Origin of the sequence: Leptobacterium flavescens (genome assembly GCF_010671605.1) — a bacterium.
In the GTDB taxonomy this organism is placed as follows: domain Bacteria; phylum Bacteroidota; class Bacteroidia; order Flavobacteriales; family Flavobacteriaceae; genus Leptobacterium; species Leptobacterium flavescens.
In genome coordinates, this window is sequence record NZ_JAABOO010000001.1 from 1,006,110 (window position 1) to 1,019,843 (window position 13,734).

At 39.9% G+C, this 13,734-nt stretch carries 11 protein-coding genes; 3 read left to right on the top strand and 8 right to left on the bottom strand.

Features of this window, described 5'->3' with window-relative positions; all coding sequences use genetic code 11:
• The first annotated feature begins 35 nt into the window (after nt 1–35).
• Both GWK08_RS04510 and GWK08_RS04515 read left to right on the top strand, forming a co-directional pair.
• The gene (locus GWK08_RS04510) at nt 36–3,284 is read left to right on the top strand and encodes a DUF2723 domain-containing protein (RefSeq protein ID WP_163605703.1); all 3,249 of its coding nucleotides are present in this window, start codon (nt 36–38) and stop codon (nt 3,282–3,284) included.
• A 12-nt stretch (nt 3,285–3,296) separates the two neighbouring features.
• Nucleotides 3,297–3,917, top strand: coding sequence for a polysaccharide deacetylase family protein (locus GWK08_RS04515; RefSeq protein ID WP_163605704.1), 621 nt, complete (start codon nt 3,297–3,299; stop codon nt 3,915–3,917).
• Nucleotides 3,918–4,230: 313 nt separating this feature from the next.
• On the opposite strand, the gene GWK08_RS04520 is transcribed toward GWK08_RS04515, so the two are convergent.
• The 6 genes from GWK08_RS04520 to GWK08_RS04545 all read right to left on the bottom strand — a co-directional run bounded on the left by GWK08_RS04520 (nt 4,231) and on the right by GWK08_RS04545 (nt 9,103).
• On the bottom strand, nt 4,231–4,527 hold the full coding sequence (locus GWK08_RS04520) for a thioredoxin family protein (RefSeq protein WP_163605705.1): 297 nt from the start codon (nt 4,525–4,527) through the stop codon (nt 4,231–4,233).
• A gap of 85 nt (nt 4,528–4,612) precedes the next feature.
• Nucleotides 4,613–5,383: a hypothetical protein gene (locus GWK08_RS04525; protein WP_163605706.1), complete on the bottom strand. Its 771-nt coding sequence runs from the start codon at nt 5,381–5,383 to the stop codon at nt 4,613–4,615.
• Nucleotides 5,384–5,636: 253 nt separating this feature from the next.
• Entirely contained in the window at nt 5,637–6,380 is a 744-nt protein-coding gene (locus GWK08_RS04530; RefSeq protein ID WP_163605707.1) for a hypothetical protein, read from the bottom strand.
• A gap of 213 nt (nt 6,381–6,593) precedes the next feature.
• Nucleotides 6,594–7,325 (bottom strand): PA14 domain-containing protein, encoded by a 732-nt coding sequence (locus GWK08_RS19370; RefSeq protein WP_163605708.1) that lies wholly within the window; start codon nt 7,323–7,325, stop codon nt 6,594–6,596.
• Between the two features lie 114 nt (nt 7,326–7,439).
• A complete protein-coding gene (locus GWK08_RS04540) occupies nt 7,440–8,228 on the bottom strand; it encodes a PA14 domain-containing protein (RefSeq protein WP_163605709.1) in 789 nt (262 codons plus the stop codon).
• 128 nt (nt 8,229–8,356) lie between these two features.
• On the bottom strand, nt 8,357–9,103 hold the full coding sequence (locus tag GWK08_RS04545) for a hypothetical protein (RefSeq protein ID WP_163605710.1): 747 nt from the start codon (nt 9,101–9,103) through the stop codon (nt 8,357–8,359).
• A gap of 626 nt (nt 9,104–9,729) precedes the next feature.
• On the opposite strand from GWK08_RS04545, the gene GWK08_RS04550 reads away from it, so the two are divergent.
• Complete coding sequence (locus GWK08_RS04550) at nt 9,730–10,803, top strand: 3-oxoacyl-[acyl-carrier-protein] synthase III C-terminal domain-containing protein (protein WP_163605711.1); 1,074 nt, start codon at nt 9,730–9,732, stop codon at nt 10,801–10,803.
• Nucleotides 10,804–10,903: 100 nt separating this feature from the next.
• Here GWK08_RS04550 and GWK08_RS04555 read toward each other — a convergent pair whose 3' ends face one another.
• Together GWK08_RS04555 and GWK08_RS04560 are read right to left on the bottom strand one after the other, a co-directional pair.
• Complete coding sequence (locus tag GWK08_RS04555; RefSeq protein WP_163605712.1) at nt 10,904–12,376, bottom strand: hypothetical protein; 1,473 nt, start codon at nt 12,374–12,376, stop codon at nt 10,904–10,906.
• A gap of 114 nt (nt 12,377–12,490) precedes the next feature.
• Nucleotides 12,491–13,717 (bottom strand): metallophosphoesterase, encoded by a 1,227-nt coding sequence (locus GWK08_RS04560; protein ID WP_163605713.1) that lies wholly within the window; start codon nt 13,715–13,717, stop codon nt 12,491–12,493.
• Nucleotides 13,718–13,734: the final 17 nt, after the last annotated feature.

Below are 13,734 nucleotides of genomic sequence, written 5' to 3' on the forward strand. Positions count from 1 at the left end.
TGTTATTTTAGTGGAACAACCTAATTCTCTTAAAAATGCCGGAACATCAACTAAAAAAATGGAACACCATTATCGGATGGGTCGTATTCCTGATCGCTTTTGTTACCTATTCCCTTACCGTAGAACCCACTGCCAGTTTCTGGGATTGCAGTGAGTATATAACCACCTCTTCCAAATTACAGGTAGGACACCCTCCGGGGGCTCCCCTCTTTCAGATGATGGGTGCTTTTTTCTCTGTTTTTGCCACAGAAGCAGATCAGATCGCGAAAATGGTAAACTATGTATCGGTAAGTTCGAGTGCTCTTACCATTATGCTGCTGTTCTGGATCATTACCAACCTCCTGAAAAAACTAGCGGTAAAAGACGGGCCGATAACAATATCCAAAGCAGTGGCAATTATAAGCGGTGGACTCACAGGAGCTCTTGCACTGACCTTTTCAGATACTTTCTGGTTCAGTGCGGTGGAAGCCGAAGTATACGCCATGGCCGTTCTTTTTATGGCACTTATGTTCTGGCTGGCTCTTAAATGGATCGATGAAACAGACAGCCCCAGAGCCAACAGATGGTTAATCCTTATTGCCCTGGTAACCGGCCTTTCATTCGGAGTTCATTTTATGGCCTTACTTACCATTCCGGCTATTTTTATGCTTTACTTTTTTAAGACCAGAGGAAAGATCACCATAAAATCCTTCATCCTTGCCAATGCGCTATCGGCAGGGGTTCTTTTATTTATTTTCAAATTAATGATGCCATCGGCATTAAAGTTCTTCGGATATATGGAGGTCTATTTTGTAAACTCTATAGGACTTCCCTTTAATTCCGGGACCATTATAGCCGCTCTGTTACTGATCGGTGCGTTTTATCTGGGATTGCGATATACCCGAAAGAAAGCCTATGTTAATGCCAACACCCTTATCCTGTGTACGGCATTTATTTTTATCGGTTTTTCTTCCTGGTTAATGATCCCCATCAGGGCAAATTCGGGAGTGACCATTAACCTGTTCAATCCTTCTGATGCCCGTCAGTTGCTGGCTTATTACAACCTGGAGCAATATCCTGAAAACCCCTTATTACATGGTCCTTTATATACTGATATGTTTGCAGGTAACGATCCAGATAACCCAAGCAAGGACGATAAGCCCAAATACGAGAGGGATGAAGAAAACGGTAAATACATTATAGTTAACAAATACAAAGATGCTTTACGCGCACCTCATAAGGATCATATGATCTTTTTACCAAGAATGTGGAGTCGGGAACACGCAGAAAATTATATGGCTTTCGGTGGTGCTCCGGCCATTAAGATCAAGCCGGAATACGCTAATCAGGCAGAACTGAGATCGGCAATCAATAAAATGTATTTCGATGTCAGGAACGGCAATATAAGTGAAGAACGTTATATCGGTTTTATTAAGGAATTCAGGGAGTATATCGAGGTAGAACGCCCCAGTCTGATGCAAAACCTGAACTATTTATTCGAATATCAGATCGGTTATATGTACTGGCGTTATTTTATGTGGAATTTTAGCGGAAGACAGGATGATATACAGGGCGAATACAATAATCACGGAAACTGGTTAAGCGGAATTGATCTTATTGACAGTCGGCGCCTGGGTTCTCAGAAGAACCTTCCGTCGGATATTAGGAACAATAAGGCCAGGAACACCTATTATCTGCTACCACTTATACTCGGGCTTTTCGGTTTTGTTTTTCAGCTGAGAAAAGACCCGAAGCGGTTATGGGTCCTGACCAGCCTCTTCCTCTTTACGGGGATCGCCTTAAAACTCTATTTGAATGAACGTCCTTTTGAACCCAGAGAAAGGGATTATGCCCTCGTAGGTTCCTTTTACGTGTTTACTATTTGGATAGGAATAGGAGCTTATATGCTGATCAATGAATTACAAAAGCTATTGTCGTATAGGGTAATGACACCGGTGCTTACCGGAATTGGCCTGTTAACCGTGCCTACCTTAATGGCTTATCAGAACTGGGACGATCACGATCGATCCAATAGGTATACGGCCCAGGCCATGGCCAGATCTTTTTTGGATTCCATACAGGAAAATAAAGGATCCATCCTGTTTACTGCCGGCGATAATGACACCTATGCCCTGTGGTATGCACAGGAAGTCGAAGGTTACAGAAGAGATGTAAAAACCGTTAATTCGAGCAGCCTCCTTTCTGCCGACTGGCATATAGATCAGGTAAAACGAAGGTCATATGAAAGTGAGGGTATCCCCTCTCAACTCACCCACAAACAATACGCATGGGGAGTACGGGATATTATACGCTATGAAGAGCTTACCGATTCTATATGGAGCATTAAGGATTTTATGAACTGGGTTTCGAGTGATGATCCCAAGACGAAATACGGGCATCTGGTTAAACAATTTGGAGGAGACCCTAATGAGCTTGCCGAAAGTGATCAGGATATGGTGTACTATCCCACCAATAAGATCAGGATCCCGGTCAATAAGGAAAATGTGATGAAAAGCGGTATTGTGAAAGAAAAAGACAAACACCTTATTGTCGATTATATAGATATTGAACTTCCTAAAAGCTACCTCACCAAGAACAGATTATTGATGCTGGACATCCTTGCCAATAACGACTGGAAACGACCACTCTATTTTGTAGGCGGCACTTCCGATCCTGCAGAGTATATCTGGTTAAAGGATTACCTGCAGCTGGACGGCCTGGTTTATAAGCTGGTTCCTATAAAAACCCCGGTAGCAGAGAACAGTCCTTTCGATCTCGGGCGTATCGATACGGAACTCATGTACGATACCATTATGAAATGGTCATGGGGTAATTCGGGACATCCCGATGTTTATCACGATCCTCGTACCAGGGTAAATGGCATTACATACCGTAACAGTATGGCGAGGCTGGTTGAAAAGCTTATCGAAGAAGGGAAGAATGAAAAAGCAGTGCATATCATGGATCTGGCCATGGAAAAAATGCCGATTGACCAGTATGGATATTATGTTTTTCTGGAACCGTATATAGAAGGTTATTATCAGGTGGGAGAAAAAGAAAAAGCCAGGAATATCTACCATAAATTAACTCATAAATACAGGGAATACCTCGATTATTACGCAGACCTGGACCTTGAAATGCAATACAGCATGGGCTCTGATATCGTTTCTAAAATAGAGTATTACAGAAACCTCCTGAGTATCATGGCCAAATATGAAGAAGAAAATTTTGCAAGGAAGGAGATCGATCTGTTTAATAATTATCTGGAAAAATTTCTGCATTTTTACAGAAGGGAAAATCAATAAAATAAAAGATCTATGCTATCTGTCCCTGCCAGGACTCCGTGGTTGGTAAAGAAGTTATTTCCTTCCTATATATGGAATAAAGGAAAAGAGGAAAAGTGCATCTATCTCAGCTTTGATGACGGTCCGACACCCGAAATTACCGAATGGGTGTTAAATACTCTCCGGGAGTACAATGCTCAGGCTACTTTTTTCTGCATAGGTAAGAATGTAGAACTATATCCGGAGATCTATAAAAAGATCCTTGATGAAGGGCACAAGACAGGAAACCATACTCAAAACCATCTGAAAGGATGGAAAACCTCAACTTCCGATTATCTGGAAAATATTGCGGAAGCGTCATCTTATATCAGTTCCAATCTCTTCCGCCCTCCTTACGGGCGGATCACTTCTTCTCAGGCGAAGGCCCTTCAAAAACAAGGATACAGTATTATAATGTGGGATGTGCTTGCCAAAGATTGGGATCGTTCGATCTCTCAAGAAAAATGTGCAGAGAATGTCCTGAAAAACGCCAGGGAAGGCAGCATTATAGTTTTTCACGACAGTATAAAAGCCGAAAAGAATATGAAATATGCCTTACGGGCTACACTAGACCATTTCAGCAAAAAAGGTTATTGTTTTAAGGCGTTGGGTTAGTTAGTTGGTGGTTGGTGGTTGCTAGTTGATGGTTGGTGGTTGCTGGTTGATGGTTGTTGGTTCCAAGCTATTAGCTTTTCTCTAAAGCTTCGGACTATAGAGATTATTTGTCATCTCGAGCATCTCGACTTCGCTCGATACAGGCTCGTCGAGAGATGGATTTTGAGATTCGATTGTTCGATTTGGAAATTAGTTGATGAGAATTGAACATTTAGAACTCAACATTCAACATTTCTAATGGCTAATGGCTAATGGCTAATGGCTAATGGCTAATGGCTAATGGCTAATGGCTAATGGCTAATGGCTAAAAATACTAAACGTATTCCTGGAGGAGGCCGATAAGAGTGTTGGCATCCTGCTCTCCGCTTTGGCGCCAGACCATCTCTCCGTTTTTGTAGATCATCAAAGTAGGCAGGCCTTTTACGCGCAATGCTTCGGCCAGTTCCGTATTCTTATCAACATCGATCTTGATCACCTTTGCTTTATCTCCCATCGCCGCCGCCACGTCTCTTAAAACCGCATGCATATTCTTGGCAGCTTCATTCCAATCCGTATAGAAATCCAACAACACGGGAATGCTGATATCTATTAATTCGCCAAACTTTGACATATGTATATAATTTTTAACAAATTAATAGTTCAAATGTAATAAAAAAAGCCTAATAATAGATAAACTCTATCTTTTTAAGAAAAGCTTAATTTATTTTTTCGATATAAAAAGTGGAAGTTCCTGCTGATTCCAAAGTAATCACATTTACATTGTTGTTAGCATCAAAAATATGAATACTGATCTCATCATTAGCGGAGAACTCAAATACATCCGCCAGATGTAAGGACGCCTGATCATGATCCTGGTTGCTCAGCATAATTCCGGTAGAAGAAAAACTCACCGGATTGACAGCTGTTCCATTTATTCTTAGTATTGCTCGTAAACCGGAATCATTATTGCTCCCGCTTTGATTCTCAATACTGATATTATACTGTAATCTGTAACGACCTGTCTCAGTAATTCTTAAAGTTTCATCATTTACTAAAACAAAAAGACCAGTATCATCATTCCAAACCTCATTACCAAAAATCGGCACTTGCAAATTAGATGTAGTTGGAAAATTCAGATCTGTCGTAGTATCCGTATTAGAGAACTTAGCTGAAGAAGGACTACTACTTCCTCCTGTACCCAGACTCACCCAATTCGGACTGGCAGGAGTACCCATATTATAATCGAAAGTATTGGTAGAAGTGTTATATACCAATAATCCCGTAGCAGGGCTGGAAATATTATCCCGCTGGGTTGTATTCATCCTTGGTGCTAATACACCTGAACTGGTTGATGAAATATCTAAGGCTGAAGATGCATCCGGAGTATTGGTTCCAATACCCACCTGAGCGGTTATCGGTTGCAGATTTGAAAAAAGTAAAAACGCGCATACGGCTACGCCTTTACCAAATAGGCTATTTAAATTCATGACTTGGAGGGCTTAACAATTTATTTGGGACAAATATAATGTAGTGCTAAACCTACCGACATAAATAAATCGATAAAACAAAGATTTTCACGGCAAAAAACCACTTTTAACAAAAATTAAAGTGCATTTGACCATGTAAAATGGAAGTATTGAGTATTTAAATAAGCTGATCAATCAGTTATAAAAATACCCGGAAAAAACCTAAAACATTAAATATTATATTCCTATATAAATACTTTTTTAAACAGAATTCTTAATTTATTTTTTCTATCTGAACCGTCGAATTCCTAGTATTCAATGTTGTTAAATTAGCAGTTCCATTCGAAAGATTCGAACCAAAAGCTATAGTAATAACGTCATTGGCACTCAACGTTAGAATTTCACTCATATGTGCACTGGAATTTGCTGTAACTCCAAAAAACAGGTCCAGGTTATTACCGGTTGAAGTAGTTGGGGTTCCCTGCATAACTCCATTTACAAAAATTCCGCCTCTCAGCTGAACGTTTCCATTAAAATATAAATGGAAGGATATTCTATATCTACCCGCCTCCGCAATTTGAATAGAGGTAGTAGATTGAACATTGAAAAGTGTGGTGTCGTCATTCAAAATTAAATTTGAAAAGAGTGGGACATTAGTAACGGTACCAACAGTACCACTAAAATCAATAGTAGTATCAGTACTGTTATATTTTACAGAAAGACTACTCTTAAGCGATACCCATAATGGTGTAGGTGCATCCGCATAATAATATTCGAACGCATCGGTATCTGTGTTAAAAATAATCAGGCCATTTACCGGACCAGGAATAGCATCCCTTTGGGCGGTTGTCAATCTCGGAAATAAAACACCAGCTGTGGTAGAGGTAACATCCAAAGCAGAAGAAGCATCGGGTGTATTGGTTCCTATACCAACCTGAGCCGATACTAACTGTAGGTTAAAAACTAATAAAAACGCGCATACGGCTACGCCTTTACTAAATAGGTTATTTGTAGTCATTGTTGGAGGGCTAAAATGTTATACTTTTCAAATATAGTATGCTCCCTAAGGCTTCCGCCGCATTAATCCGATGAATTACAGATATTTACGTTAAAAAACCATTTAAAATACGGAAATATACGCTAAACATAACGGGAAAACCGTAAAAATAGTATGAAGATTGTTAATTTTAAACGGTCTATAGTCTCAAAATAGTAATTTTATAACAAATGATCACTCCACAATAAATTGAGAAGCTGAAATATTTCCGGTATTCCCATCCGGATTGGTACCCCAGCTAAAGGTAAAATCCTCAAAAGTATCATTAGTATAATACCAGAATTCAAACTTGTGCTTCCCTGCAGACAGGGTAATACTTCCTGTTCTCGGGTTACTTCCATTCTGATCAAACCAGTTATCGATAACCAGCATTCCATCTATGTACAAACTGCTTCCTTCATCGGAGGAAATAGTAAAGTTAAAAGTCCCGGCATTCTGCACTTCATAGGTTCCCATAAAACGCGCTGTAAAACCATCGGTTCCGTTGGTTCTTATAGCACCACCAGCTGCGGCAATGGTCATAGTACCTGTATAAATACCCGAATTGGTTAATTGCGTCATTGTTCTGGGATTATCTATGGCCGGAGAAGTTGATCCAAGATCATTGTCAAAGGAATAGAACTGAAGGCCTGTTATGGCACTACTGCTTTCTGCACCAACCTTCACCCAACTTGCTCCGTTCCAGTAATAAAAGCCGGCATCACTTAACCCCCCGCTACCATCATTGTAAACCAGGGTACTTACAGCCAGGCTTCCGCCATTAGGATTTTGTACGGTAGTTGTATCGGTAAGAGAGCCAAGGGATACTCTTGGAATTAAAAGACCGTTTGACAAACTGTTTATATCTAAAGCAGCTTCCGGTGATGTAGTGCCAATTCCCACCTGTGCATGGAGGTCTTGGAACACGGCCAAACAGCTGAATAGGCAAATAGCTATAATTTTTGATAGAAGTTTATTGATGTACATTGTTGGAGGGCTATTTAGTATTAAGAAACTCTGTTGAATTATATAAGGATTGATCTACTGTTCTATAGTAAACTGAGAAGCTGCAATAACTCCTGTATTCCCATCGGGATTTGTTCCCCACTGAAAAGAAAAAGAGTTAGCTCCGCTGTTCTCGTAATACCAGAATTCAAAACGATGCTTCCCCGCGGCCAGGTTTATCGTATTATTTCTGGTAGTACTGCTCTGGTCGAACCAGCTTTCTACTATAAGCATATCATCAATGTATAGGCGGCTTCCGTCATCTGAAGTCAGCGAAAAAGTAAAATCCCCGCTGTTCTGAACCTGATAAACGCCTCTGAAATATACTATGAATCCTTCGCCATTCCCGCTCGGGTCGGTAGTACCAAAAGATGTAGTAGCAAGATCCCCCGAATAGAATCCGGAAAGATCAGGAGTTGCTAATTCTCTCGGATTATCTATATCGGGCTGAGCCGTATTTGCAATATCAAAAGAGAAGAATTGCATTCCGGAGATACTTCCGTCACCGTTACTCCTAAGCAGGCTCCACTGAGCGCCATCCCAGTAATAGAATCCCGATTGACCCAAGCCACCGGTTCCGTCGTTATATACCAATGTACTTACTGCCAGGCTTCCTCCATTAGGGTTCTGTACCGTGGTTGTATCGGTTAATGAACTTAATGAAACTCTGGGAATAAGTAATCCGTTAGAAGTGTTGGTAATATCCAGTACGCCTTCGGGAGTATTGGTCCCTATACCTACCTGGGCGTGAATTTTTGGAAGGTTAAAAAATAAAAAGCATACAGCTAGCGCTATACAACTTTTTAAAAGTTTGGTTGTTTTCATTTATTGGAGGGCGTTTAGGTTGTTGCAAATATAGCATATAGATAAGGTTAAATTTCAATTTTTATTATACTTTTTAAACAAAATTTAACATTTATTTACCTATTAATGCCATAATCCTAATCTCCCAATTATCGATATGCCTGATAGATTATTACCACACTGTCTGCGAAAGAATTCACGTTTAAGGTAAAGCCGTCATCATTAAAAGATGTCAGGGATGCTGATGTAATTCCCAGGGAGTTTCCATTTTGATTACTGTATCGAATCCCGATACAATTAGTACTGGAAGCGTATCTGGAAATATCATTAATCGAGTTTCCGGAACCACCACCGTAAATAACCTGCTGATCAATACTTCCGCTATCGTCTCTTGCATATCCTTTCATATATCCATAAGCGTTGGCAATCCCGCTATCATTATTACTGGTTCCGTTATCCGAATTCAGGTCGTAATTCTCTACATTGGCATAAGCTGTAAAGCTGATACTTTTAGGTTTAAAAGGAAGTCCAGCAATTGTCAGGTTACCACTGGCTGTAATCCTGGCCTTACCAATATAGGTTTGCTGCGTTTCCTGACCGAGTTTTTCCCAGGAAGTTCCATTCCAGTAATAGAATCCTTTATCTGTTAAAGAACCATTCCCGTCATTGTACACCAAAGTACTTTCTTCAGGAGTTTCTCCTTCCGGACTTTGAACGGTTACTGTATCGGTTAAAGAATTCAGGGAAACTCTCGGAAGTAATATTCCCTGATTGGGACTGTTAATATCCAGTGCTGCTTTGGGGGCTGATGTACCGATCCCTACCTGGGCATTTAAGTTCTCAGAGATGCTGATTATCAGAAGGATCAGTAGTACTTTATAGATTGATATTTTCATTGTTAGGGGACTTTAAATTATACTCCAAAATTAGCTCCCGGGCTAAGATTTCTACTTTTAGATTCGCTAGAAAAGCAGTAAGTTTCGATGAATCGACAGGTTAATACGATAAACGTTTTTAATTGCTACGGGAATCCCGTAAAAAATCGGGCTTAAATAATAAAGATTTTAGCTGATCAGGAATTATTAAAAAAAATATTTCCCTGTTTCATTCAGATAAAAAAAGTTGAATTTCTGTTAAAAAGAGATTCAATTGTAAGGTTTTCTGAAAGTCATGAAAGCATACGTTTAAAAAAGCTTAATTTTTTATAAATCAGCCAATTAATCAGCAATGAAAGTAGGTGAAAAGCTTTCACATGGAGAAAGTATCCTCATTTTAAGATACGTTTAACCATAATTTGGGGAAGGTTTAAACCTACATTTATTATAAAAAGATTATTTACTCTCATTTTCAAATATTCTATATACTAAGGAGAATTTATATAATATTAACACAGCTGTTTTTAATTCTTAATAAACTATTTCTTAACTTGAAGTATGCAAAACGCCCCTGCTAAACTCAAATTCGAAACATATTAAACTTAGATTGCGCCCCCCATAATTGGATAATTAAATTTTATTAAATTATGGAACAGAAGAATGTGTACATCGCCAAAATCAAGTCAATTTTTCCTCAGACCTATGATGCCGTTTATTTCGCCGATAAGGTATATCCTTCGAAAAGATATGGGGAAAGGACCAACACATTAGCGACCCGATTAGCCAGTACATTTGGAGTGGATAACCGCCCCAGTGTTCTGGATTTTGATGTGTATCCGGAAATTAAACTTAAGAACGAGAACGATCACCCGAAAATGTGGGGGACTACGATCGTAAATGAACTGACTCAGGAAATCGATAAAGACGAGATCGGAATGTTTTGCCTGAGCTATAATGCATCTTATCACACAGATATTTTACCAAACCTGGCTTGCCAGATAGCAATTAATTCAGGGCTCGAAGACCTGGATGCAACGGAAGAGCTACCGTATTACGGTTGTGCAGCCGGGGTATACTCTTTAAATCAGGCTGTAAGGTATTGCCAGGCTTTCGACAGGCCTGCCATTGTATTTGTCTTCGATCAGTGTACAATTAAGATGAAACAACTCGATCCGGATGACAAGGATTTCAATAAGATCCTTGTATCTAATCTTTTGTTTAATGACGGAGGTATCGGGTTATTAGTAGTTCCCGAACGTCTGAAGGATAAATTCGATCATCCTGTAATGAAAGTTAATGATATATATAAATATCATACTCCGGGGCATCTTATTAAGATGACCGATGGGAAATTTATTATGGACAGTCAGTTAAAGAATGTAGTTCCCAAACTGGTTTCTGAAAAACTTATCAAACCAATCCTGGAAAGGAACGATCTGGAAATTGAAGATATAGACGAATGGTCCATTCACCAAGGAGGAACTAAAGTCATCAAGCAGTTTTCAAGAGATGATCATTTAGGCCTTGATGAAGAAAAACTAACGCCTTCCATAGAGCAATTTCACAAATACGGTAACACCAGTGCTTCCAGTTGTTTATACGTTCTGGAGCGTTTCTTTAATTCCAAGCAGGCCGATACAACCGCTACCGGTTCAAAAGGCCTCCTGGTAGGTTTTGGCGCCGGTTACTACCTGGCTGCTTTATTTTACGAATGGAGTTGATCCATTCCTTAAAGTGTTAAATAAATAAAGGCCTTTGCAAATAACAAGGGCCTTTATTTTTATCAATTATACTATAATAAAACGGACAATTGTCCTTGTATTATCTTATACTCAGGTTAAGTGAGAATACCGTTAATTGTGAACTTCCTCCGGAGCCTGTAAGGCGTTGTGCCCATATTTCAATATAATCATTCGGGTCAAGGTCTACCGTACCTACAATGGCCAAACTGTTAATATCTGCTGTATTGTTTACACGCATTAAAGTATTGGTTTCGACCAGTTCATCAGTTCCGTTCTTTACAATTAAAAAAGCATAAAAATTACCGAAATCATTTCCCCTTACCGATAAAGATGCGTTTACTTGAAAGGTCCTTCTTTCCCGGCCTTCATACCGCAATCTGTTATCTTGCGGAGAACTCACCCTAAACAGGTTTACCGCAGTAGTATTATTTGCTCCTGAATTCCCTTCCAGGTTAAATGCTCCTGCTGCTGCAGGTACGTTTTGTACAAATCCTGTTACGATATCACCGTTATAATAAATATTCCCGGACGAAGCAAAATCATTTTCTATCGGAAGACCATTACAGTTAACATCCCATTGTGTACTGAAATTATATCCGGTTGCTGCAGTAGTATAACCGTTTACAAAATCTCCCGCTCCGGAAAAAGTACTACTCTGAAGTGTACCCGTATCATTTACCGTAGGGTCACTGCTTACATCTATTCCGATCTCTCCGGAATCAACAACAAAGAATCCTCCAATCTGTGTGATAAGGTCAAAGGTACCTGTAAAGGTTTCCATGGTTCCCCCATTATTATTCAGCCACCCCAGGTTATTCAACAGAAGTGTTCCTATATTATTAAAGGTAATTCCATCAGTAAAAAAAGCATATTGGACAATAGACATAAAGGTTAATGATCCCCCATCGATGGTTCCCACCGTACCTGATCCACCTCCGGAAAATACAGATCCCTGTACAATAACACGTTCCGCAGCCGTCAATGTCAGGTTAAAAATACTACCTCCCGGTGCTGCTACAGTAAGGCTTCGTATAGAGATACCTGTTGTTCCCTCAAAAACCGTCCCTCCTATTCTCAATAAAACGTCTTCCCCTACATCATTCCCTCTTAAGTAAGCGTTATTAGCGTCTATAGGTGCTGCCAAAGTAATGGTTCCGTTTATTTCGTACAAGGTGTTTTCATCCAGAAGATATTTAATTCCACCTCCGGCGGTTAATTCATCGGCCAAGTCAGCTGCCGACTTTACGATCTTGTAATTAGATCTTTTATCAGAATCCTTGATAATCTCCACCCATGAACTTCCACTGTAAAAGTAAAATGAGCTGGTATCGGTATCGTAAACCATCAGACCGGAAGCAGGAGAACTTATGGCAGCTCGTTCTGCCGTGGTCATCCTGGGAGCTAAAAATCCCTGCGAATCCGAAGTAATGTCCAGTGCAGCTGAAGCATCCGGTGTATTTGTACCAATACCGACCTGTGCCTGGGTTTTAGAATTAAAAAATAAGAATGCTGAAAAAAACAGAAACGTCAGCCAAAACTTTCTTTTTTCCATAATAAGTAGGTTTTAAAGATTTAGCGGGGGGCTGACAATATGTAGATTCCACAATATAACTATGGAATATTATGGTGGCAAAATAAAAGCTTTTCTTAAAAAAAACAAAAAAAATTACGCTAATTCCTTCTTTTTTAGTTCTATAACGGTGATTTCCGGCCATATACCTACTCTCCCGGGATATGCCAGGTACCCAAAACCTCGGTTTACATTGATATACTGACCCAGTTCTTCATAGATCCCCGCCCAGTATTTATAGCGCCATTTTACGGGGCTCCACTTAATAAGTCCCGGGATCTCGATCCCGAATTGCATCCCGTGTGTATGTCCGCTTAGGGTTAAGTGATAGTGATAATCATCCTGAATTACCTGATTCTCCCAATGAGACGGATCATGGCTCATCAGGATCTTAAAATCGTCCTTTTGAATTCCACTGGCTGCTTTTCCAAGGTCTCCTGCTTTTTTAAAACCTCCTGCACCCCAGTTCTCCACTCCTATCAGGGCGATTCTCTCACCGTCTTTTTCCAGGTACCTGTTTTCATTCAAAAGAAGGTCGAAGCCCATCTCTTTTTGAAGATCCTTAAGCTGATCCAGGTTTTTAGTTTTTTCTTCCGGGCTCGACCATGAAATATAATCTCCGTAATCATGGTTCCCGAGAACTGAGAATTTACCGTCCCTGGCCGTGAGTTTTGAAAAAGTATCTTTCCAGGGTAACATTTCCCTGGCTTCATTGTTAACCATATCTCCCGTAAAAAGGATCACATCGCTTTCCTGCTCGTTGACCAGGTCTACGGCGTATTCTATTTTGCTTTTATTGTCGAAACTTCCGGAGTGGATATCGCTTATCTGTGTAATCCTGTATCCATCAAATGCATCCGGCAGATCATCAAAATGAAGGGTATACCTCAACACTCTGAAATTGTATTTCCCCTTATACATTCCATAAAGAAGAGATGTAAACGGAATAGCAGCAATTCCAAGGGCAATTGTGCTGATAAATTTTCTTCTGGAAAGTACTGTAAACGATTGTCCCTGCCCAAAGAATTTATTATAAACACCTGCTCCCAAACGGTAGAGGTCTTCTCCGAATAAAAAAGGAATAACACAGAGGCTGGATACTATAAAAGTAAGTAAGAACCCAAAGGCATAGCTTCTGGCCGGTGTCATCAGTCTTGACTGTTCGCTCAAAAAGGCGAACTGATAAATAAAGCTCCCCAGGATCACCAAAGACAATACTATATAAGAGTAATGAATCCAGTTAATTCTGGTTAGTGTCCTGACTGATTGAAAAGCATACCAACTCAATACAAGATAAAAAAGAATAAAAATAAACCAACGCATCTTCAGGTATTTAAAGC

Excerpts from the sequence above, each read along its gene's own strand:
- GWK08_RS04560 (WP_163605713.1), bottom strand. The coding sequence starts at position 13,717 with ATGCGTTGGTTTATTTTTATTCTTTTTTATCTTGTATTGAGTTGGTAT.
- GWK08_RS04515 (WP_163605704.1), top strand. The coding sequence starts at position 3,297 with ATGCTATCTGTCCCTGCCAGGACTCCGTGGTTGGTAAAGAAGTTATTT.
- GWK08_RS04525 (WP_163605706.1), bottom strand. The coding sequence starts at position 5,383 with ATGAATTTAAATAGCCTATTTGGTAAAGGCGTAGCCGTATGCGCGTTT.
- GWK08_RS04530 (WP_163605707.1), bottom strand. The coding sequence starts at position 6,380 with ATGACTACAAATAACCTATTTAGTAAAGGCGTAGCCGTATGCGCGTTT.
- GWK08_RS04540 (WP_163605709.1), bottom strand. The coding sequence starts at position 8,228 with ATGAAAACAACCAAACTTTTAAAAAGTTGTATAGCGCTAGCTGTATGC.
- GWK08_RS04545 (WP_163605710.1), bottom strand. The coding sequence starts at position 9,103 with ATGAAAATATCAATCTATAAAGTACTACTGATCCTTCTGATAATCAGC.
- GWK08_RS04550 (WP_163605711.1), top strand. The coding sequence starts at position 9,730 with ATGGAACAGAAGAATGTGTACATCGCCAAAATCAAGTCAATTTTTCCT.
- GWK08_RS04555 (WP_163605712.1), bottom strand. The coding sequence starts at position 12,376 with ATGGAAAAAAGAAAGTTTTGGCTGACGTTTCTGTTTTTTTCAGCATTC.
- GWK08_RS04520 (WP_163605705.1), bottom strand. The coding sequence starts at position 4,527 with ATGTCAAAGTTTGGCGAATTAATAGATATCAGCATTCCCGTGTTGTTG.
- GWK08_RS04510 (WP_163605703.1), top strand. The coding sequence starts at position 36 with ATGCCGGAACATCAACTAAAAAAATGGAACACCATTATCGGATGGGTC.